Raw genomic sequence first — 22,629 nt, 5'->3', positions numbered from 1 at the left:
ATCAAAGATTATCTGTTAAAATCGAAAATTAACGGTTCACATAAGGAACACACTGAGGAAAACTGTCAGAGTTCCAGTACTTTTCAGTAAGATTCCAATAAAACTTTAACAATTCCAGTATGTTCCAGTAAAATTTCAATAAATTACTAGAAGTTTCAATAAAATTCAATAAAATTTCAATAAACGATTACAAGGGGTAACATGACCGATAACGTGCACAATAAGCAAGATATCCTTGAGAAATACAGGGAAGCAGGCAGTATCCTGAAAACTGTCAGGGCAGAAGCCGTGGAAATGGTCAGGGTAGGAAACACTCTGCTGCAAGTTGCGGAGTTTGTTGAAAACCGGACTATAGAGCTGGGAGGCAGGCCTGCTTTCCCCTGCAATATTTCAAGAAATCAAGAGGCTGCACATGCAACCCCGAAGATAGGAGATACTGACGTTTTTGGAAAGGATATGGTCAAGCTTGATCTAGGGGTCCATGTGGACGGATACGTTGCAGATTCGGCTGTGACTGTTGACTTATCAGGGAATTCCGATATCATGAAAGCCGCTGAGGAGGCCCTTGTCGCAGCCATTGACCTTGCAAGGCCAGGAATTTCTACCGGGGAATTAGGAGCTGCAATCGAAAGCAGCATTCTCAGTTATGGACTGAACCCGATAACTAACCTGACAGGTCACGGGCTTTCCAAGTATGAAGCCCACGATGATCCTGCTGTTCCTAACCGGAATGTGGAAGGAGGAGCAATTCTGAAAGAAGGAGACGTGCTCGCAATCGAGCCCTTTGCAACGAATGGAGCAGGTATTGTCCATGATGGAAACTGGGCCGAAATATACAGCCTTGTAAGGAAAAAACCTGTCCGTATGCCTGCAGTCCGGAATGTCCTGAAACAGGTTGAAGAATACAGGGAATTGCCTTTTGCAAAGCGCTGGCTTGAATCTGACAGATTGGATTTCGTATTACTCCAGCTCGAAAAAGCAGGAATTATTCACTCCTATCCTGTACTTCTCGAAAGTGCAGGCGGACTTGTAGCCCAGGCCGAACACACTATAATAGTAACCCAAGACGGCTGCGAGGTTACAACAAAATAAAACCCGAAAAAATAGAAAATAAAATTGAAAAGAAGAAGAAGAAAAATAAAGCCGGCACAAAAGAAGAGAAAGTAAACTCAGGACTAAGAGGAGAGAATATAAAGGCTAATAAAGAGCCAGAAAATTAAAAAAGGTACGAGTTGAGTCCCTTGAGAGAATATAATCTTCTTTTAACCGGTTTTCTATTAATATCCCTTATTATGCCTGCATTTTTGGTAGAGCCCTGTAATGCTGCCTTTATACCCAGTAATAACATCACACTGGAAAGGAATGGAATGACCTGGGAGTATCAAGAACAAATAACAGGTAATGAATCCATTATTTTCAGGAGTTTCATAGACCTGCAAGCAGGAAACAAAGATAAATTTGTCAATGCATGGGAGATCCTGAAAGCAGAAACTTTTCTCAGGGATCAAATGAGAGAGGCCTTAAAAACCAAATCTGATGTGAAACTCAATGGCACTCCAGACCTCATTAAAGTGACGGATGTTGACTTTTGTATCTCAAAAGAAGCTCTGGGCAAGGTTTTAAAAAATACGTCAATTACTAGTTCTGCGAGTGTAAATTATATTTTTGAAAAAGAGGTAAATCAGAGCACAAATATCTGGTTTATGGGTACTCCGAACTCGATTGTTACAATCACTCTGCCTGCAGGCTTCAATATAGAGAAGATAGAAGGGCTGGAAAATAAGAGTCAAGAGCCCGAAGGTAACCGTGTAGCGCTTAAAGGTAATTTCAACCCTGAAAAAAATATAACTCTCTGGATTTCGGAAAATGAAAGCTATAAAGCCGCGATGCAGGAAAGAGAAAGAAACATTGAGCAAAATGCAGAAAATAAAACCAATGAAACCGTAAATAAAACCGAAACTATTGAAAAGGTCGGAAAAGCCGTAGAAGCCAGGAAAACTCCTGAATTTATCAAAAACATCTATACATGGTTTTATCAGATAGTCCAAAAAGTTAATCTGGTTTAAAGCTATTCTGAAAAATATGCTTATTGAACAGATTCAGCTTGAAAATGGGTGTGCTCTTGGCCTCCGCTTTGAGATGCAAAAATACCCTCTTCTGGTTATAAGGGCAGAGAAAGGCTTTCTGATGTGCGGATACCTGAACGTGAATGCTGCAGAGGCGCTTGGGGACACGGCAGCAAAGGTAAAAGGCGTACAGAGTTTTGAAGACATGCTCAAAGCCCAGGTCGTTGAAGTGACCCAGTTCGCCAAGAAACTCGGGGTCGAACCCGGAATGACTGGCAGGGAAGCTCTGGAAAGGATGTTTTGAAGGAAGATTAAGAAAAGGAATGGATATTACTGAAAAAAATCACTTTTAGTTGAAAGACCATGCTTAACTGAAAGAATCAGTTAAAAAGAATTATTTTCAGGTTTCTTTCAATATTCTTTTTGCTTCTCGCAAGTCGATTTTTGCATGAGTTCCATGTTTTTCAAGTAGGTGTAAGAGGTTTGAACCGTTCAATAGTGTTAATGGCTTGTCCTTTGCGAAATTGTATGAATCTGACCCGTAATCTGAAGTAGTTACCAATATTCCTTTTGTTGCGCCTTCATTTAAAACAGTTCCAAATAGGTCTCTTACTGCTGAAACCCCAACTGGATTTGTGTATCTCTTTGCTTGAATTACTATTTTTCCTCCTCTAATCGGGTCAGGGTCGAAAGCTATAGCATCCACACCGCCATCCCTACTGGCTTGCGTTACTTTTACTTCTCCGCCATTGACTTTAAATTCTTTTTCAAATAGTTCCCTAATAAAGTGTTCAAAATCTTTCCAGTCCATTGCAGCGAGATTAGTTGAATTATCAATTTTATCCTCGACTTCATAGCTATCTACAAATCGTTTGTCCTCTCTGCTAATTTGTAAAATCGGCTGAACAGGTGTTAGAGTGCTTAATTTGCTACTTCCAACACCCTTTAAGTTCTTAAAGCAGGTTTTGGGATCAACGTTTGATAAATCTATGTTCACGAACTCTCCTTTCTTTGCTTGTATACTTAAAATGCAGTTGTTTTCTTCTTTACCTGTTGCTTTATTTATTGATCTTACCCAGCCATTGAAAGAAATGGTATCAATCGCCTTTGCTATATCTGATTCAAAAATCTCATGCAGCGTTCTGAGAGTTATTTTATATATAATTTCATCATACAATTTTTTTAGTTGATTATCCGGTATTAGAATTTCCTTGAGTTCCTTTTTTGAGGCAATGTACTTGACCTCTCTTATGATGGGAATTTCTTTCTGTGAAGGCAGTTCGTATTCGACGATTAGCATCTTATTGTCCGGATTATATTCGATCTCAAAATTGTTTGGGAATGATTCGGGGTATTTGGAACTGTTAAGCACTATGTCGAAGTATTCGTAAATAGCTGCTGGATCTTTGGACATATATTTTTTCTTTTGTTGTTCAATACCAGCGTTAAATGCATCCTGCTGATTTAGAAATTCTTTCTTTTCCATCTTCCATTGCAAAACTTTATTTTTCCACGCTTTAAGTTGTTTTTCGTAATCCAAATATAATTGATGGTTGTATTGGTCGAGGGATGCTTTTTCTTTTTCCCAATTCGCTAAGGCCGCTGAATATTTGTCTTCATATTTTTTGATTTTTTGTTCCTTTTTTGACTTGAACATGTTTTCCATAATAGAGAATGTTGGCTCTTCCTTCGCGGGCTTGCTTGGGTAAGTTCTTTTAACTTGAACATGAGGTTTGATGGGCATTCGTTTGGGAAAAGTTTCTTTCTTTTTTAGTTTTTCCCAGTTAATTGCACTAGTAACTTTAAGAGAATCAAGCAAAATATTTTCCATATCTTTTAGGGTATTCGCAGCTTCTTCGGTTCGCCTGTTAGCTTCCTCTAAATCAGCTTCTCTCTCCTGATTTAATTCTCGTTTAGTAGAAACTGTTGCCCATTTATCTCGCCATTTACTTTTCTGCGAATTAATTTTATTATCAAGCATATGCTCATCAGGCGCTGAGATTACCTTATGTTCGTTTAATCCTTCGTGTGACATCTCTACAAAATAACCCAACACACGAGTACCAGAGGCATTAATTCGCTGATGTTTACGACCTACTATAACCTTATCATCACTCATTTAGCATTCCCGCTATGCCAATATTTTTAATTAGTTTAGAATTGTAGCAAGTAATTGTATAAAATATTATGTAAAAAGCAACCATGCGCACGCTAACTCACATATTATAATTCTTATTTACGCACTTGTTTAGTTCAGTTTTTAACCCTTCTCTTTATATACCCGGCACCAGCACTTCTAAAATTTAGTTTTAATTATCCTATTTTCCACAATTCCATGAAAAAATAACTACTACCAACCCCATCAGTTACTTTTAATAACTACTTTCACGTTTCACGCACGGAGTTTTATATTTATTTCCTCACCGTTATGGTACGAATCTTATTCCGAATTATATTTATCAACCTATTACGGATCACCAATGTTATACGCTTTTGAACTTTCTGGAGAACATGAAGAACTGCCCGCTACCGAAGTATTTGCCTGTCTCAGAATTGAGGGACTTGATTTTCGGACCCATATTATCGTTGACCAGTGCCTTGTGGTGGAAATAACTGGTAAAGAAGAGGATGTGGAAAAGATCCTCAGAGGCCCGATAACTGACAGGCTGGCAATGACCCACCATATCCTGAAGGTTGTAGGGATTTCCGAAAATACTCCGGATGCAATCCTGAAACTTGCAGAAGCCTTTGATCCATCAGGCTACATCAGGGAAGGACAAAGTTTTGTGGTCAGAGCAAAACGAATCAAACATCATGTAGATTTTCCGGGCGAGTTTCTGGAACAGAGAGTAGGAGGATTCATTTACAGGAAAGGCTTCAGGGCAAACCTGAAAAACCCGGACGTGGAATTCAGGGTGATCCTTAGTGAGAAAGCCGTGTTCGGGATTCTCCTGTCCTCTATTGACAGAAGTGCATATGAAGCCAGAAATCCGCAGAATAAACCTTTTTTCCATCCTGGCGTCCTTATGCCGAGAATTGCACGCGCCCTCGCAAACCTGTCAGGAATAAAGCCAGGAGACCTCGTTATGGACCCCTTTTGCGGCACTGCAGGAATTCTTATTGAAGCCGGACTTGTGGGAGCAAGGGTTATAGGAATCGATGCCCAGGAAAAACTTGTTAAGGGTGCCCTTATGAACCTTGAAGCCTTTAAACTGGATTATGCCCTGATGGAAGGAGATGCCTGCAGGGTTCCACTGAAGGAAGCAACAATAAACGCAGTTGTCACTGACCCACCCTACGGCAGATCGGCAGCAATTCTTGGAGGATCCCTGGAAGAACTTTATTCCTGTGCTCTTAATGAAATCGAGCGTGTCCTTAAGCCTGGAGGCATCGCAGTTGTAGTTTCGGATAAAGCTGCAGCGGAATACGGGGAAAAGGCAGGGCTTAAGGTTCTCAATATTTATGTCCAGAGAGTACATAGAAGCCTTACCCGGACAATAACTGTTTTTCAGAAAGAATCGAAGAACGAGAATAGCAAACGGGAATGAAGAGTCAAAGTAAAATCAAAAAGGAAAAGCAAAAATATAATCGAAAAAAGCAAAATTATAAAGTGAAACATGAAACATTAAAAATCCCTGCAAGAGCATTTTTTACTCATGGGAGATCAGTTCTTCCAGCACTTCTGCCATAACTCTGTGCCTGAGGATACGTTTTTGGTTCTGCTCACTTGCCCTTCTGACAGAGTAATCGTCTTCAATCCATTCTAGTTCCTCTTCATAATTAACTTTCAGAAGGGTCAATCCATAGGCAGGGGCAGGTTCGATTCCTTCTTCATAAATATCCGGATTCAGCATCTGGAGCAGCCAATCGTTATCACGTACTCCTTTGCCTATCATGGAAAGGGCGGTTACAATTTTCCGGACCATATTCCAGAGGAAGCTATCTCCAACAACATCGATTTTTATAAGCTCTCCATCTACGCGGGCATCGATCCTTTCTATGGTTCGAACCGTACTTTTTTCTCCATTGGTTCGCGAAAAGTTTTCAAAATCGTGCGTCCCGAGCAACAATTTTGAAGCTTCCCGGATTCTCGAGATGTCGTACTCTTTCCCACTCATGATATATCGGTAGTGTCTGGAAACCGCATCTCTCCTGGCATCAAAGCTTCGGGGCACTTCCGCGTGAGCCCAAACCCAGATTCCTGAGGGAAGTTCGGAATTTATTACCCTTGGAATTGCCAGATTCACTTTATCCGTGTCAAAAGCGACAACCTGTTCAAAGGCGTGAACCCCGGCATCGGTCCTGCCAGCGCAGGTATAGTTCGCAGACTTGGGGCTTTCTATAATCCCGAGATTCCGAAGAGCCTTGAAGAGTTCTCCCTCCACGGTCTCGACATTGGGCTGGATCTGGGAGCCGTGAAACTCGGTGCCTATGTATGCAAGTTTTAAAGCGACTCTCATAAGAATCTCTACTTGGCTTTTTTCTTATAATAGACTTCTCTTACAATCAGCACGACTACTATAAAAACACACCCTAACAGGAACCAGAACCCGGGGTGAAGAGAAAGCATATCATAAAGCCCGTGAATCCCGCTTGCATGAGCTAACCCTTCAGGCGGGATAGAAGAGCACCCATGTACAGAGTTTAAACCATCTGGTGCGGATATTGGGACTTCAGCAACTTCCTGAGTCGGGCCAGCTTCCAATCCAGAAGACGTATTTCCTGCTCCTGCTTCCAGAGCCTCATAGCTTGCATTCGAAGCTCCTTCGGGCACCTGCTGGCCAAGAGCTATTTTCGGGCTTATGTTATTGCTCTCGTTTATTCCAAGGGTCATTTGCTCCAGAGAAGAGTTATCAGGTGTTTTCATTATTTTTATTCTCAAAGGAGCAGTTGCATCAATGACCCTTTTTGCCTTCATATAAGCTGAAAAATACTCTATACCAGCGGCTGCAAAAACGGCAGCTCCGATTACTCCGAGATACTTTTGTAGCAGGTTTACGATAGAGAGCCTGTCTATAGAGCTTTTCGAAGGAACGAGGACGATCAGTTTTTCAACTGACTCGTAGATTTTTACCTGCCTTCCTTTCTTGCTCCATTTTATTTGTTTAACCTTTATAAGATCAGATTCTATAAGGGAGTCAAGATTATACTTGACAGTGGTAAGGGGAAGATTTAGCTCCTCTGCAATACTGGTTGCAGACATGCTTTTTTTCCCGAGCAACTCAAGAATCTTTAGTGATGTTTCATTGGAAAGAATCTGAGTGATCTTTCTGGATTCCCCATTTACCGGGAGAACAAGCACCCTACCGCTCTGCTCCAGTTGCTCAGGCCCCAGTGGAGGGTCGCCGGCTTCTGATAAGCCCTCTCGATCTTCAAGCTCGTCCATAATTACTTCCTGTATTAAAAATCTGCCTATTTTGATCAGTGATTACCTTAGTTTGCGCAGACTTTAATATAAAGTTTTATTTTTATGACAGAATATTCATTCACTACTACACTTAGATATAGAATCCAGACCTTAACCTTAAATAGAACATTGTATATACTAATCTAAATTTTCCGCTGGTAGCAATCATGATCACAAAACAGCAGGTTCTAGAATTTCTGAAAAACTACGATTTAGAAAACATAACAATTGCAACAATATGCTCTCACTCGAGCCTTCAGATTTTTGACGGAGCTCGGAAGGAAGGCTTCAGAACTCTGGGAATCTGTCTCGGCAAGCCTCCAAAATTTTATGAGGCGTTCCCCAAAGCAAAACCCGATGAGTATCTTATCGTCGATAGCTATGCCGATATAATAAACAAGGCTGAGGAGCTTAGAAAGAAAAACGCCATCATCATTCCACACGGCTCAGTTGTTGCTTACCTTGGCACGGAAAATTTTGCAGAGATGGCCGTGCCCACTTTCGGAAACCGAGCTGTGCTCGAATGGGAATCGGACAGGGATAAAGAGCGTGAGTGGCTGCTCGGAGCAGGTATTCACATGCCCAAGAAAATCGATGATCCCCATGATATCAATGGGCCTGTAATGGTCAAATACGACGGGGCAAAAGGAGGAAAAGGTTTCTTCGTCGCAAAAACCTACGAAGAGTTCAACGAACTTATAGACCGGACCCAGAAATACACGATTCAGGAATTTATCACAGGAACCCGTTATTACCTTCATTACTTCTATTCTCCTATTCGAAATGAAGGATATACCTTAAGCCAGGGCAGCCTTGAACTTCTGAGCATGGACCGCAGGGTGGAATCCAATGCGGATGAGATCTTCAGGCTCGGTTCACCCAGAGAACTCGTAGAAGCAGGCATCCGCCCGACATATGTGGTCACAGGAAACGTGCCCTTAGTAGCAAGAGAATCCCTCTTACCCCTTATCTTCTCTCTTGGAGAAAGGGTAGTTGAAGAATCTCTTGGTCTCTTTGGCGGAATGATAGGAGCTTTCTGCCTTGAAACTGTCTTTACGGATGAACTTGAGATTAAAGTCTTTGAGATCTCGGCCAGAATTGTTGCAGGGACAAACCTTTACATTTCAGGTTCTCCTTATGCAGACCTGATGGAGGAAAACCTCTCAACTGGAAGAAGAATAGCCCGGGAAATCAAAATAGCAGCTCAGACAGGCCAGCTGGATAAGATAATATCCTAAATAGATAGTTCCATATAATTTTCTGAGACATTCTGAAATTTACTTTTCAGGGTTGAGCTAAGCTCTCAACCTTTAGGTTTTAGAAATTTTGAATTTTTAGGATTTTAGTTTTTAGAGTTTTAGTTTTTAGAGTTTTAGTTATTAGAGTTTTAATTATTAGAGTTTTAGAAAAATTCAAAGCCATTTTAAGATTTTTAGAATTTTTTTGGGATTTTTAAAGTTATTTTAGAGCCTTTTATATTCATTCCGAGTCCTTTTAGAGTATATAAATTATAACACTTTTTTATTTAAGATCTTGAACGTAAATTATTTTAAATAGAGTTCAATCTATACTATCAGATGCTGAAAGTCGAAAACAAAGAGCTCAGACCTGTTTTTCAGGGAAAAATGCTGGGGCGCTGCGTGTACTTGGAAGTGAAGAGAACATCGGAAAAGGGTTCCTGTCAACTGGAAATTACATGGCACTTGACCACTCTCGAGGAGCAGCCGTTTATCTTGATGCCCTGAAGCCTCATGCTATTTTGATCTGCGGAAGAGGGAATACAGAAAATCCCATACTATGGGCTGTATGTTTGAAGAACTCGCCTTTCTTGAACCGGCTATAAGGAAAAGCTTGCGTCCGTTGTTATTGACTATGGGAATTTTCTGGATAATGAAGTATCCAAACACTTTTGAAGCGGAGGCTTAAGAACTGGGAGTTCACTCCAGCCGGGGCCGATATTGAAATGACCCATGAGGAAGAATTTCCCATGATCTGGCTCTTTATAGATGAGACTCACATTTTCATACCCGCAAAGACTGAAGGCCTTGCCTCGAAAGTGATTATTAACCACTATCTCAGGCAGGGTCGGCAGCCTGGCCTCTCCCTTGTCCTGGCAACCCAGCGGCCTGCAAGCCTGCACCCTGACGTAGTTTCCCAGAGTGATCTTCTTATCTGCCATCGCCTTAAGGCAAATGATGATATTCTTGCTCTGGAAACTTCGCGACCTCTTTATATACAGGAAAATATCCAGGCATATATTAGAAAATCCGCCCGAGGCTAAGCTGGCACGGAGGAGGAGAACCAAGTACTCTTGAGCCCCGTACCGAAGGAAAAAGCAACGGAAATGATGTTCAACTATAAAATAACTCATTCTGTAGATTTCCTGGGGAAACTCAGGAGTAAAAGGATTGTAATTGTTAACTAATTTTTGGCCCTGTTAGAAAATAATATAAATATTACCTGTGATACTTCAACCCTGTGAGTGCAGCCAAATTCGGGCTGTAAAAATTCTAATGTAGCTGCATTTAATTGCAACAAAAGACCGGTGATGTTATGAAAGGAAGAGCCTGGAAGTTCGGAGATGACGTGGATACGGATGCAGTAATTCCCGGAAGGTACCTGATTTACAATACCCCTGAAGAGCTTGCAAAGTACACGTTTGAAGGCGTACGCCCCGAATTTGCAAAAAACGTTCACGAAAATGATATAGTGGTCGCGGGAAACAATTTTGGTTGCGGTTCCTCACGCGAGCACGCGCCCCTTGCCCTGAAAGGAGCAAAAGTAGCCTGTGTAATTGCAAAATCTTTTGCAAGGATTTTTTTCAGGAACGCAATAAATATCGGAGTTCCGGTCCTGGAATGCCCTGACACTGACAGGATTGATGATGGAGACGAGCTTGAAGTAAACCTTGCCACAGGAGTTATTGAAAACAAAACAAAAGGTGAGACCTACCAGGCAACCCCCCTCCCTGATTTCGTGCGTGAAATCGTGGATGCAGGAGGGCTTATAGAATATGCCAGGAAACTAGTCTCTGAACGCTAAAACGCAGGAAATCTGTCCTGAGACAGCCCTGTCCGCGTTTGAGACCTCATAATAAAAAAGGCAGTTTTTTGCCTGTAAATTTGAAAGGAGTAAAAATATGACGCAGTATAAGATTCCGGTCCTCCCGGGTGACGGGATAGGCCCAGAAATTATCGCCGAAGGCAGAAAGGTCATAGATGCCGCTGGCGAAAGATTCGGTTTTGATGTAGAATGGATTGAATACCCGAATGGAGCAGACCATTATCTTGAGACGGGGGAACTGATTTCGGAAGATACCTTAAAGGAGTTATCCGGGTACCCTGCCATTTACCTTGGTTCCATCGGAGACCCAAGGATTGCCCCTGGCATCCTTGAGAAGGGAATCTTATTAACTGCACGTTTTTATTTTGACGAGTATATCAACCTTCGTCCGATAAAACTTCTTGACGGAGTTTGGACCCCGCTCAAAGATAAAACCTCAAAAGATATCGATTTTGTAGTTGTAAGGGAAAACACAGAGGACTTCTACGTAGGGGTCGGCGGCAGAGCAAAAAAAGGAGCGAGCAAAAACCTTCTTGAGGTAAAAAGAACGCTCTACTCCGCAAAATTCGGGCTTGATATCGAGACCGACAGCGAAGAAATAGGATACCAGATAGGCCTGATCTCCAAAGAAGGCACAAAAAGGGTTATCGAGTACGCCTTTGACCTTGCCGAGAACCGGAAAAAACATGTTTCGTCTGTTGATAAGGCAAATGTGCTTTCCGATATCTACGGCTTCTGGAGAGAAGAGTTCAATGCAATTTCTGCAAAACATCCAGGCGTTACTACAGACTTTAACTTCGTTGATGCCATCACAATGTGGTTTGTGAAAAACCCAGAATGGTTCGATGTGGTTGTAACCCCGAACATGTTCGGAGACATTATTACCGATCTCGGAGCTATGATCCAGGGCGGCCTCGGCCTTGCTCCTGGCGGTAACATCAACCCGAAAGGCACAAGCATGTTCGAGCCAATTCACGGTTCAGCCCCAAAGTACAAGGGCCAGAATAAAGTCAACCCGATTGCCACAATCTGGGCAGGTGCAATGCTCATAGAGCAGCTCGGAGAAAAGGAAGCCGCAGACACCATAGTCAATGCAATCCAGAAAAACATCCTAGACGGCAAAGTCAAAACCTACGATTTGGGCGGCAAGAGCAGTACTTCAGATGTTGGAGACGACATTGCAAGAATAATAAGGGGAGAATAATTCAACTCTCCCTTTACTATATTTCTTTTTTCATTGTTATTTTTTCATTGTATTTTTAATTAGCTTTCGCTACATTTTTTTAAGTTTCTTTTAAATATTTGTACGCGAGTTGACCGGTACAAAGTATATATATTTAGGGTGTGATAAATAGATAGAAAGGTTCAGTTGAAATGGGAAAAATCGATAATAGGGGATATATCTGTGATCTCCATTAGACCTTTCAGTGATAATGATAATCAAAACTTGCTTGAAATAGAAAGACTGTGCCCACAAGGTGATGAAAACTGTGCGCTAGGCGTAGACAAGAAGGATATAATTACCCGTTATAAAATGTATAAGAACTGGAATATGCTTGTGGCAGAAGAAGAGGGAAAAATCGCTGGCTGGATAGGTTTGACTGTGAAACCAACCCAAGCTTCTGAAAGAAATATAAAGTGTGGGTATATTACTGAGGTGATGGTTCATCCGGCTTTCAGGAGGAAAGGAGTTGCCACGCAGCTTTTGAAGAAGGCGGAAGAAAAAGCCCTGGGAATGGGATCAAGTTACACCTATGCCTATGTATACGAGTCAAACAACGCTTCCAAATCCTTATTCGGTAAGATGGGATATTCCAGCGTGAGAGAGATTAAAACGCCGGCAGTTCCAACTTATAAAGAATCGGACATATCGCCAGAGTATTCAATAAAGCCTGTTGATAAGAAAGAGATTGGTGATGCAGTCGGCCTTATTAATGAGTATAATTCAGGTTTCATACATTTCGTGCCGTTTACAGCTCAAACCTTTGAAGCGCATTTGAAAGACGTTCCCTGGTATGGACTGGAAAATTTCTGGGCGGTCAGAGACAAAAATAATAAAATCGTGGCCTGTGCCGGACTATGGGATAATTCCAAACTGGGAAATTTATATTATGCCAGAGAACCGGCAGCAATGAAGATGATGAGATCTGCTTTTGGAGTTCTAAGCCATATTACAAAAGTACCGAAGATTACAGCCGAAAGAGAACACTTAAAATTGCTTTATATTGCTGATTACGCATTTGATAAACGACAACCTGAGGCTATGCTGGCGCTACTTAAACGGTTGAGTAACCTATTAATTGATATGAAACAAGACTACCTTATGACCGCAACAGATCCAGACGATGATTTTCTTGCAGTAACGAAAAAACTAAAACCTCAGATTGAAACTTGGAACATATTTGCAAAATCGTTTGAAGGGGACTTGCCGATTTTCAGTCCGTTTTATATAGATATCAGAGATATGATTCCATGAGGGTAAGAAGGATAATTCCCTTAAGTGATTTAGAATTAACAGGTTTTGGGATAGCCTCGTAAAATCCTTTTCAATAAAAAATGAAAATTGTCGTATGCTAAGCTCCATAATTGAATACATTAGAATAAATTTAAATATGTTGATGGGAGTATATTAGCATATGAAAATTTTTAATATGGTTCTCGGGACAACAAGTTTGTTTGATACGAAATGTGAATACATATCGAGATGTGATGGATATAGAGATGATTCTTACACATGTACAGAAGCACTGGATAAAAACTACTGTGGGACTTACAAGATTTTTTTGGCAGATGCCTGAAATATTATACACAGAACCATTACGAATACTCAGAGTTACTAGGTTACGCTGACAAAACTTCTGTTTTCTTATTTACTAATACATAGTTTTGTAGTAAAACCTGCATATAAACTTTGGATCAAATTAAAGATCCGCTTTGTTTTAAAAAGTACTATTTTGGACTTTTAAGACTGGTTTAATATAAAAAATCATACAACTTAGTGTATAAACTTGTATTATAGAAGAGAAAAAGTATTAAATTTATTATATATTTTAGGTATTTATTTGTCAAATCGGGGCTAAAACCAAATTGAAACTTAAATAGCATAGTATATAAATTGGTTAATAAGAAGTAGTTCATAATAAGTACAGGTTAAATTGACACGTTCAGACCGTCCACGGAGGAATAATGAAGCCTAAAGATTGTTTTAGTTGTAAGCAATCTAAAATTACTGGAGCCTGCACTATATTCTTTTGTGAATTATTACAGAGAAATGTTTGGGGCTATTCAATAGATAAAGACTGTCCTTTGCAGGATTCTATCCAGAATAATAATAAACAATAACTATCGTGCCCCCTGTCTATAATAACTCTGAGAATAGCCAGTTAAGACGTGTTAAATTCGCGAGCAAGATCCACTAAAACAAGGATTGAAACTTATTACTACTCCAGAGTGACCAAGAATATACATGAATTCGTAAGCAAAATCCACTAAAATAAGGATTGAAACTGTAGGATATGTTAAGATGGATAAAGAAAACGTAGTAGTGTCACTTTGTGCGTTTGGTGTGGTCTGTAGATATCATGGAAGATCTCATAAAATGGGGCATATGCTATATAAAGAGAAGAAAACCGAGGAATTGCGGGTGAAATATAATGTAATTCCTTTATGTGGAGAAATAATGGGTGGATTACCAACACCAAGACCTCCATGTAATGTTTTAAATGAAAAGGTAATTGGGCGGTATGATGGTATAGACTATACCGAGCAGTATCAAAAAGGAGCAAATGAAGTGTTAAGGTTAGCTCAAATATTCAACGTTAAAAAAGCTTTTTTATTAAAGGATTCTCCGATGTGTGGGAAAGATTATGGGATTTTAGCTAAACTACTAGAAAAGAATGGAATTAAAGTATATAATATTTGACTAATATGCTTAAATTAACATTCGCGAGCGAGATCTACTAAAAAGGATTGAGATAAATAAATTATTTTCACTGGTATAACAAATTGAATATATTTTATTAAAACGAATGGGAAGATGATATTCACCCTGCTAAATAGGAGCCGACAAGGCGCAGGGTGTATTACCTCTTTTCACTATAAGAAGCAAATCTTATAGTATATCCATCTACAGAGTTTTTTATAGTCTATTTCGTCTTATTTTCGAATAAGAATTAATAAAACAATTGTTGACTTTCTATATTCCTGATTGAAGAAGTGGTTGATTGTGGAAAGAAATAATATACACCGTTATATACTTTACCTTAACTATTTATCTATAGTTTGAGAGTAATTATGTGGATGGATGTTAGGAATAGAATGTACAATTCCATTTCCTGCCATAAAGGGAAGGAAATCTCTTGGATTCCTGATAGAAGTCTTCTTATCTGCGTGACTGTTGGTTTCTGAGCAAAATTCCCCAAAGCCTGAAATAGAGAGACTCAAGTTATATTTTGGTGAATAATAAATGGAAAAAACTTTCGAGAAAGTTTACCAGTTAAAGCTTTCAATGAAAGGCATTACTCCTAAGATCTGGCGGCGAATCCAGGTGCCGGAAAATTATACTTTTTTGGATCTTCATAAGGCTATCCAGACTGTAATGAATTGGGAAGATTACCATTTGCATGAATTCGAAATGCAAAACCCAAAAACCGGGGAACTTGACAAAATAGGGAAAACAGATGACGATTGTGAAACTTTCTGTGAACCCCTTGTGCCGGAGAATAAGGTTAAGCTTTCCAAATACTTCATTCCGGAAAATAAGGTTGCTCTGTACAGGTACGATTTCGGGGACAACTGGGAGATAAAAGTCCGGCTTGAGGAGATCCTTCCGAAAAAACGAGGAGTGAAATATCCTATCTGCACTGCAGGAAAAAGAGCAGCTGCCCCTGAGGACATTGGAGGAATATGGGGATATGAAGAAATGCTTGAGATCCTGAAAGACCCAGAGCATGAGGAATACGAACATACAATGGCGTGGCTGGGGAAAGATTTTGACCCAGAGTACTTTGACCCAAAAGACGTTGCTTTCGAACCTGCGCTAAAATCCAAAATTGTATAATTGTGTACACACAATTTGTATACACTATCGGCAAAGAACTCTTCACGCTTTAATCAACAAAGAATGTCATGGAGAAATATATTATGAATACGACGCCTCCAGAAGAACCTTTTTGCCAGATATGTGATTTTGATAGAGAAAAAATAATCAGGTTTCTGAAAAACTCTGTAATTGGTAAAAAACTCGTTACAGATGAAGTAGTTTATCAGATTGAGGAAGGCAAGTTTGAAGGAGTTTATTCCGATGAAATGTTTTTTTCAAATTTAACTATCTCAGAACATGGTTTTCAATTTGACATGACCACTATCACTCGCGAAAAAATCTACTATATGGGATCGGACAAAAAACGAGGAGCTGTTAAAAAAGATTTTAACGGCGTAAGCGTATTTCGATATGAATTGGCAGAGCGCAAAAGTACGTCCAGAATAACCGGAATAATGAGACTTCTTTCATCCACTGTTCATGAACATACTATGGAAGGAATTGCTTATGGAGTATATGATTTGCAGCTGGAAAACGACCAGCTCTGCTGGAAAGAACAACAAATGCTGTATAGAGACATGCCAGCGGACAACGATAGATATCGTCCGGTTGCTTTTGATGCAAAAGTAAGGTTTTATCTCGAAAATGGCAAATTGCGGTTTGAGTACATCCCCGAGTATTATGATTTCGAGCCTGACAAGCTTGAAAAAACCCTTTCCAAAGATTATTATCCTCCTTTTGTAACAAAAGAGCAATAAAATTGTGCATTTTCTTATTTGTTATCGAGAAGCAGCTTCCACAGAAAAAGATTAAAATCGCAACCCTCAAATAATAAATAAAGTCATTATTTAACAGGGTGAAAAATTATGACCAGCAACTTCGAAATTCAAGAATGTTGTCCTCGATTTGACCCCGCCCCCTGGGACGGAAAAGTGTTTGAATGGAACAATAAAAGGTTCATCAAAGATTCGGTTACCACGCAGTTTTACATGCCTCTGAATTTTGGAGAGGTAATAATGCGGATGAACGAGAAAGTCGCCAGGGTAGGCGCAGAAATGCCGGACTGGCTCTGTTTATCGGACCATACCTCAGAAAGCAACATGGATCTTTACCTGGCTGTTGATAAAGAAGTGGACGGCGCCGAAAATGTGACACTGAGCGGAAAATTTTTGAGCAAAGTCTATGAGGGAAACTTCGAAAATACAGCAGAATGGTGCCAGGATTTTGAAGCCTGCGCAAAAAGCCAGGGCCTGGAAATTAAGAAATGGTATATGTGGTATACTACCTGTCCAGCCTGTGCCGAAAAATACGGGAAAAACTACGTCGTGATTATTTCCGAAGTGGAATAAAAGTAAGATAATGATACCAGCGCTTGTTAGCCAGCCCTATCTTAATACGCAAACTTTTTCACAAGCTTTTTTAAAAAGGCCTGATCGAAAACGACGTAATGGCGTGATCACAACCCTTTTTAAAAAAGGTTTGACCGAAAATGGTGCAATGAAAACCTTACCCCGAGAAGCGGCGTGATTAAACGGCGCAACCTTTGTGATCAAGCAAGCGAGCGCTTGCAGTGAAATTCAACTATCCTCCCTTTCAGTTGCCTTTAAATCCCATAAACTATTTACTACTCCTGATCGACGTGGCACGGAGAAAACAATTTGAGAAGCCCCTGCATGGGGACAAGGAAAGCCTGCGCTTTGCGACCCCTGAGCCCATTGCCCGCTATAGGGCGCAGCGTTTGAGATGTAAGGTTCTGGCTGACATTAGCTGCGGAATAGGGGGGCAGACCGTCTTTTTTGCACAGCAATGTGAGTTCGTGTATGCAGTGGAAATCGACCCCAAAAAAATCGAGTATGCAAAACAGAACTGCGCGATGTACGGGCTTGACAACGTGAGATTCATTTGCGGAGATGCCCTTGACCCGAAAGTTATAGAACAGATCCCGGCCGTTGATGTGATATTTTCGGATCCATTCCGCCCGGCCGAAGAAAATGAGAGAAAGGTCTCAAGCCTTGAGCCGGGAATTCCGAATGTGCTGGCTGCTTACGGCGAAAAGACCAGAAATTTTGCTTTTGAAGCTCCTCCCCAGATGCCGCCTGAAAGGATTCCTTTTGATTGCGAAAAAGAATACATCTCACTGGACGGACAGCTCAACCGCCTTACCCTTTACGTCGGAGGGCTGAAGCAGCATGACCGCATGGCTGTGGCTCTGCCTGCAGGCGAAGGACTAGTTTCACAACATGGGCTGCTCCCTCAGATAAGGGAAACTGAGAAAATGAAACTCTGCGCTTATGAGCCTGAGCCATCGGTGGTTGCAGCCGGGCTGCTGCCTGAACTTGTGGAATCCATGATGCAGATGGCAGGACCTCTTATGGGAGGTTTCGAGCTTTTCAGAGTTGACAAAAAAAGGCTTTTGTTGACTTCGGATGCTTTGATAAAGCAGTCCATGATCAAAAATCATTATCTGGTGCTGAAAGTCTGCCCTTTTGAACCAAAAGAGATCAATAAATTCTTGAAAGACCAGAATATCGGAAGCGTTGTGCTCAGGGCAGGCGTGAAGCCCGAAGAATACTGGGAAGTCAGAAACGAGGTTGAAAAAGGCCTAGAAGGAAATAAAACCGTGCATCTCTTTGTAAAAGACGGGACTGCAATCCTTTGCGAAATTATATTTAACGATTAAAGGGGGCAGTGACTGGAAAAGTTTGAAAGAAACATAGATCTGGTCAAAAGTTTGAAAAGATCAAAAAGGACAAATAAAAGAGAAAAGAGAAAAATAAAAACGAAATGCTGGGCATTAAATACCCAGTGCCTTCAGACTTACCTGTAGACTTCCTTTTTCCAGGCTTACTGTAGTCTTCCTTTTTTCAGACTCACTTGCATACTTCTTTGCAGGCTTCTTTTACGAGTTCAAGCCCACGAGCAAGAGCATCCTGAATCCTTGAAGGGTTAGTTCCACCACCCATAGCAAGGGCAGGCTTTCCACCTCCGCCTCCGCTTACAAGCTTCGACATCTCGCGGACAAGGCTGCCGGCGTTGATTCCACAGCTTAAGGCTTTTTGCCCGGCAGATGCCACGAGCTTAACTCCTTCGGCATCGCTTGCGAGAAGAGTTACCACGTCTTCACGTTTCAGGAATTCGGTAGCGATTTTTTGAAGTTCAAGAGAATCAGCCCCCGGAACGAATTCAGCAATAACCTTGAGGCCTGCAACCTCAGAAGCCTCACCCAGCAGCCTGTAAACCCTGGCTCGGGCAAGCTCTTCCTTGAGTTTTTCGTTTTCTTTTTTGAGGTCTTTCCATTCCCCGAAGAAACGCTCAGCACTTGCCGGAAGCTGTTCTGGAGGCACACTAAGAGTCTTTGCGGAATCTGCCAAGAGCGAATCGATCTTTTGCATAGCGCGTACAGCTGCAACTCCTGCTGCAAACTCAACTCTCTCCACTCCATCCTGAATCCTCTCTGTCCTCAGGATTTTGATCGGGCCGATAACTCCTGTACTGACACAGTGCGTACCTGCACAGGCCTCAACATCGTCTCCGACCTTTACAATCCGGATTTTTTCTCCTGGAGGCACTCCACCCTGATAGAGCCCAAAGCCGTATTCCTGTTCGGCTTCAGTTCTTGGCATCCATTCCGTAATCACACGTTTGTTTTCCATAACCGTGCGGTTTGCCAGAAGCTCTATCTGCTTCAGTTCATCAGGGGAGATATGCTTATAATGTGAGAGGTCAAGCCTTGAATGGTCTTCAAACTTCTGGGCACCAGCTTGCCAGATGTGTTTCCCAAGAACTTTCCTTGCTGCATCATTTACTATATGGGTTGCCGTGTGGTGCCTGGCAAGGGTCATTCTGCGAGTTTCATCCACTTTACCATTGACAATGTCACCCTTGCGGATATCAAGAGTCCCATCAGGATTCTCTACAGTGTGTACTATTACTCCGTTGTAGATCTGGACGTCCACTACTCTGTATACCACGTACCCGGTAGTGATTGTTCCCAGATCTGCAGGCTGCCCTCCACCTTCAGCATAGAAAAAGGTGTTATCCAGCACTATGTTGTTGTCAAAGATATCCAGTACAACAGCCTCAAATTCCAGACGTGTGGGCTCGTCGTAGAAGCTGCGCTTCGTCTTCGGGAGGTGTTTAAGCCGGTCTGCAAACGGAACTACTTCTTCTTCCTTTTCCTCAGCCTTGTTATGTAGTTCACCAATAATGGAATAGAAGTTGTCAGGGAACTCTACGTCTACTCCGATTTCGGCTGCTACTTCTTTTGCCATCTCGGGAGGGATTCCGTGGGAATCATAAAGTTCAGTTAACTGGGATAAAGGAATCTTTTCCCCAGTTTTCTTGAAATGAGATGCCGATTTCTGAATGATCCTTCGGCCTCTCTCCATTGTACTGCGGAACTTTTCTTCTTCAGATTCCAAGATATCCTGTATGACCGGGAAGTTTTCCCTGAACTCGGGATACTCCGGCATATCTTTTATATGCATATCCATAATCTCGGAAAGCGGGGTGCGGATGTCAAGGTCACCCATCATGCGTAAAGTCCGCCTGATGACAAGCCTTGCAAGATACCCTGCCTTGACATTCGAGGGAATAATCCCGTCTCCAAGCATGAAAGTCAGACAGCGCGTATGGTCAGTAATTGCATAGACCTTTTCTACGGGTTCCATTATAGCCGAGAGTTTATCCACGGTCATTCCAATGCTTGAAGCAACCTTTTTCCTGAGTTCCAGAAGGTTTGCCTGTTCACTGACATCCATAAACCCTGCAAGCCGCGCATTCTGGGCCAGGATATTTGCATACTCAGAGTTATCCAGCTCATGCTCAAGCCCTGCAAGCCCCATGAGTTCGTTTACTATGCCAGGGAAAAGTGCGTCATAGATTGTAGGGGAACCCTTCGACGCCCAGACAAAACGTTCGAGCCCATACCCTGTATCTACGATGTAGTTATCCATCTTCGAATAGGTCTCACCTTTGATGAGAATGTCACCTTTTTTATCGGCTTTCAGATCCATGAAGACAAGGGTAGCAAGCTCGAGCCCGTTCACAAGAACCTCGACACAGGGCCCGGCATTTCCTCCGCCTGCCCAGGGTTCTTCCTTATAACTTACAGCAAGGGGATCTAAATTAAGTGAATTAAGGAGTTCATCACAGAGTTCCAGGGTGTGTTCCTTCCAGTAGATTTCGTGATCCCTTTTATTGAAGGCGTGATGTGCCATCATCTCAAAGGTTGTAAGATGGCGTCCGCTCCTGCCCACAGAGTCCAGGTCGTTCAGGCGAATGCAGGGTTGGGAAATCGTGAGGGGATTTGCAGGTGGGGGAACCTGCCCTGAGGTTACGAAAGGCTGGAAGTCTGCAATGGATGCAATGGTAAGATAAAGGTCATCCCTCCAGCGGGCAACTACAGGATAACGATTGACCCTTGTATGTCCCCTCTCTTCAAAGAAGGAGAGATAATACTCACGCATCTGGGAGATATCAAATTCCCTGGAAAAGACCGGGTTACCTATAAAGGTATAAGGATCGCAGGGCGCATCTCCGCATGTCTTTCGATCAAGGTCACGTGTCCAGAAGAACTTGCCACATGACTGGCACTGCTTCCGGACGAACCCGTTATTTTTGAAAAATTCAAGTTGATATTCATCTTCAAGCATAACAATCTCTCCGGAGGGTTGGGTTTTGCCCTAGTTTATCTGAGAACAAAAGAAGGAATACCCCAACTCAACCGTTTCAAGGAACTTCCAGGCACTTCAAGTGCACATACTATGGAATTTTGAATTTCTATACAGTAATTCAATTTATTCATCCGTTAACTTTTATATAAATTATAGGGGGACTAATCTGAAATAATGAAACATCCGTAAATCATGTGCGAATAATTTGCAACTCGATGTTGCTTTTGCAGAATAAATAACTTACCAACATAACGAAGTAGATAATAAGTTTATATTAAAGCAACTGCGTACTCAAAGACTTTAGCCTATTACAGAGATTCTACAGAAAAACCTTATTCTTCATTTTAAAAGGCAGGAAGTTATTCTAATTAAAATAAAAGGCAGTCTTTGTATTCGAAGACTTGCCAAAACTCTGAATCAAGAAAGGATAATTCCTGCACCTTAATTCTTACCTGTACAGAACCACGGTCCTTCCACGTACCTCTATCACAGTGGATCTCGTAGCGGTAGCAATTTCTTCCGCGATATCCTTCAAGTCTTTTCCTTCTTCAGCGCTTTTGAGTACCCTTACCTTCACAAGCCTGTTAGCTTTTATCTGCTTATTGAGTTCCTCAACAAGAGTGTCCGTTACCCCGTTCTTTCCGACATTAAGAATAGGGGAAAGCTGATTTGCTTCAGCTTTTAACCTGTATAACTTTTCTTTCTCCATTGACCTTCCTCACATTAATTGTAAAACTCATTCTGCCAATTATGAAACATTCATCTCAGTATAATTTATATATTATTATAATTTATACGAAAAATTATACAATCAATAAAAAGATTATTTACTTCTGAAAACTGTTTGTCACTTACTCGGAGCTGTTTGCTACTTACTCGTAACTATTTACCATTCATCCAGGTTTCTCTCTTTTCTCATCAGCTTATATATCAACGTTTCCTAGCAAACTGAAAAGCAGTCAGGTGAACTTCCAGATTTATAGTAGGAATGGATCAAGCTTCTGAGTCTAACACTGGCAGTAAGTTAAGTTTCAGATCGGTGTCGACAATAAGTTAAGTTTCAGACAGACCTAGAAGTAGGTTAAACTTTAGACATATAAGCAATAAGTTAAGTTTGTTCATTCTGCGTTTGTTTTTTCACTTAATTGAGCTTATCGGTTTATTCTGGACTCACATGAAGTAGATAAAAAGAAAATAAGGATTGTGAGAGAATCTTTGTCCGTAAATTCGCTAAATTATGGCTATTTTCCCAATATGGTAAGAAACAGGGCGAAGTTTTCAAATAATTTCGACACCTTTATTAGCAGTTTGGCACTCATTAGGGATTTGAAAAACGAACCATAAAGACGAAACCGGCGAACAAAACCTTTTTTCATA

The 22,629-nt window shown here is 41.3% G+C and carries 20 protein-coding genes; 15 read left to right on the top strand and 5 right to left on the bottom strand.

What is annotated here, in order from left to right; translation table 11 throughout:
- The first annotated feature begins 201 nt into the window (after positions 1-201).
- The 3 genes from map (at position 202) to BP621_RS15385 (ending at position 2,370) form a co-directional block, all read left to right on the top strand.
- Positions 202-1,092 (top strand): type II methionyl aminopeptidase, encoded by an 891-nt coding sequence (gene map / locus BP621_RS15395; RefSeq protein WP_292391478.1) that lies wholly within the window; start codon positions 202-204, stop codon positions 1,090-1,092.
- Between the two features lie 200 nt (positions 1,093-1,292).
- On the top strand, positions 1,293-2,066 hold the full coding sequence (locus BP621_RS15390) for a hypothetical protein (RefSeq protein ID WP_292391477.1): 774 nt from the start codon (positions 1,293-1,295) through the stop codon (positions 2,064-2,066).
- Positions 2,067-2,082: 16 nt separating this feature from the next.
- Positions 2,083-2,370, top strand: a complete 288-nt coding sequence (locus BP621_RS15385) for a YunC family protein (RefSeq protein ID WP_292391474.1) — start codon at positions 2,083-2,085, stop codon at positions 2,368-2,370.
- 96 nt (positions 2,371-2,466) lie between these two features.
- Here the strand turns inward: BP621_RS15385 and BP621_RS15380 are convergent, their stop codons facing one another.
- Complete coding sequence (locus BP621_RS15380) at positions 2,467-4,185, bottom strand: restriction endonuclease (protein WP_292391473.1); 1,719 nt, start codon at positions 4,183-4,185, stop codon at positions 2,467-2,469.
- Between the two features lie 361 nt (positions 4,186-4,546).
- Here BP621_RS15380 and BP621_RS15375 point away from each other — a divergent pair, with 361 nt between their 5' ends.
- Entirely contained in the window at positions 4,547-5,614 is a 1,068-nt protein-coding gene (locus tag BP621_RS15375) for a TRM11 family SAM-dependent methyltransferase (protein ID WP_292391471.1), read from the top strand.
- Between the two features lie 102 nt (positions 5,615-5,716).
- On the opposite strand, the gene truA is transcribed toward BP621_RS15375, so the two are convergent.
- A complete protein-coding gene (gene truA / locus BP621_RS15370; RefSeq protein ID WP_292391469.1) occupies positions 5,717-6,526 on the bottom strand; it encodes a tRNA pseudouridine(38-40) synthase TruA in 810 nt (269 codons plus the stop codon).
- Positions 6,527-6,534: 8 nt separating this feature from the next.
- Entirely contained in the window at positions 6,535-7,452 is a 918-nt protein-coding gene (locus tag BP621_RS15365) for an ArsR/SmtB family transcription factor (RefSeq protein ID WP_292391467.1), read from the bottom strand.
- Positions 7,453-7,640: 188 nt separating this feature from the next.
- Between BP621_RS15365 and BP621_RS15360 the strand changes: the two genes are divergently transcribed.
- From BP621_RS15360 to BP621_RS15310, 11 genes are all read left to right on the top strand, one after another.
- A complete protein-coding gene (locus BP621_RS15360; protein ID WP_292391465.1) occupies positions 7,641-8,711 on the top strand; it encodes a formate--phosphoribosylaminoimidazolecarboxamide ligase in 1,071 nt (356 codons plus the stop codon).
- A gap of 458 nt (positions 8,712-9,169) precedes the next feature.
- Positions 9,170-9,316, top strand: coding sequence for a hypothetical protein (locus BP621_RS15355; RefSeq protein ID WP_292391464.1), 147 nt, complete (start codon positions 9,170-9,172; stop codon positions 9,314-9,316).
- 66 nt (positions 9,317-9,382) lie between these two features.
- Entirely contained in the window at positions 9,383-9,754 is a 372-nt protein-coding gene (locus BP621_RS15350) for a hypothetical protein (RefSeq protein ID WP_292391463.1), read from the top strand.
- 272 nt (positions 9,755-10,026) lie between these two features.
- Positions 10,027-10,515, top strand: coding sequence for a 3-isopropylmalate dehydratase small subunit (locus BP621_RS15345; RefSeq protein ID WP_292391461.1), 489 nt, complete (start codon positions 10,027-10,029; stop codon positions 10,513-10,515).
- 97 nt (positions 10,516-10,612) lie between these two features.
- Positions 10,613-11,740 carry an isocitrate/isopropylmalate dehydrogenase family protein gene (locus tag BP621_RS15340; protein ID WP_292391460.1) on the top strand — a complete coding sequence of 376 codons (1,128 nt, stop codon included), beginning with the start codon at positions 10,613-10,615 and terminating at the stop codon, positions 11,738-11,740.
- Between the two features lie 165 nt (positions 11,741-11,905).
- Positions 11,906-13,012 (top strand): GNAT family N-acetyltransferase, encoded by a 1,107-nt coding sequence (locus tag BP621_RS15335; protein WP_292391458.1) that lies wholly within the window; start codon positions 11,906-11,908, stop codon positions 13,010-13,012.
- Positions 13,013-14,059: 1,047 nt separating this feature from the next.
- The gene (locus BP621_RS15330) at positions 14,060-14,458 is read left to right on the top strand and encodes a DUF523 domain-containing protein (protein ID WP_292391456.1); all 399 of its coding nucleotides are present in this window, start codon (positions 14,060-14,062) and stop codon (positions 14,456-14,458) included.
- Positions 14,459-15,001: 543 nt separating this feature from the next.
- A complete protein-coding gene (locus BP621_RS15325) occupies positions 15,002-15,595 on the top strand; it encodes a plasmid pRiA4b ORF-3 family protein (RefSeq protein ID WP_292391454.1) in 594 nt (197 codons plus the stop codon).
- 83 nt (positions 15,596-15,678) lie between these two features.
- Positions 15,679-16,335: a hypothetical protein gene (locus BP621_RS15320; RefSeq protein ID WP_292391452.1), complete on the top strand. Its 657-nt coding sequence runs from the start codon at positions 15,679-15,681 to the stop codon at positions 16,333-16,335.
- A 108-nt stretch (positions 16,336-16,443) separates the two neighbouring features.
- Positions 16,444-16,926, top strand: coding sequence for a hydrolase (locus BP621_RS15315; RefSeq protein WP_292391450.1), 483 nt, complete (start codon positions 16,444-16,446; stop codon positions 16,924-16,926).
- Between the two features lie 290 nt (positions 16,927-17,216).
- Positions 17,217-18,257, top strand: coding sequence for a class I SAM-dependent methyltransferase (locus tag BP621_RS15310; RefSeq protein WP_292391448.1), 1,041 nt, complete (start codon positions 17,217-17,219; stop codon positions 18,255-18,257).
- A 190-nt stretch (positions 18,258-18,447) separates the two neighbouring features.
- Here the strand turns inward: BP621_RS15310 and alaS are convergent, their stop codons facing one another.
- A complete protein-coding gene (gene alaS, locus BP621_RS15305; protein WP_292391446.1) occupies positions 18,448-21,231 on the bottom strand; it encodes an alanine--tRNA ligase in 2,784 nt (927 codons plus the stop codon).
- Between the two features lie 469 nt (positions 21,232-21,700).
- The gene (locus BP621_RS15300) at positions 21,701-21,961 is read right to left on the bottom strand and encodes a YhbY family RNA-binding protein (protein ID WP_292391445.1); all 261 of its coding nucleotides are present in this window, start codon (positions 21,959-21,961) and stop codon (positions 21,701-21,703) included.
- Positions 21,962-22,629: the final 668 nt, after the last annotated feature.

Origin of the sequence: Methanosarcina sp. UBA5 (genome assembly GCF_002505485.1) — an archaeon.
Lineage (GTDB): Archaea > Halobacteriota > Methanosarcinia > Methanosarcinales > Methanosarcinaceae > Methanosarcina.
This window is presented reverse-complemented; position numbering and strand designations above follow the sequence as displayed.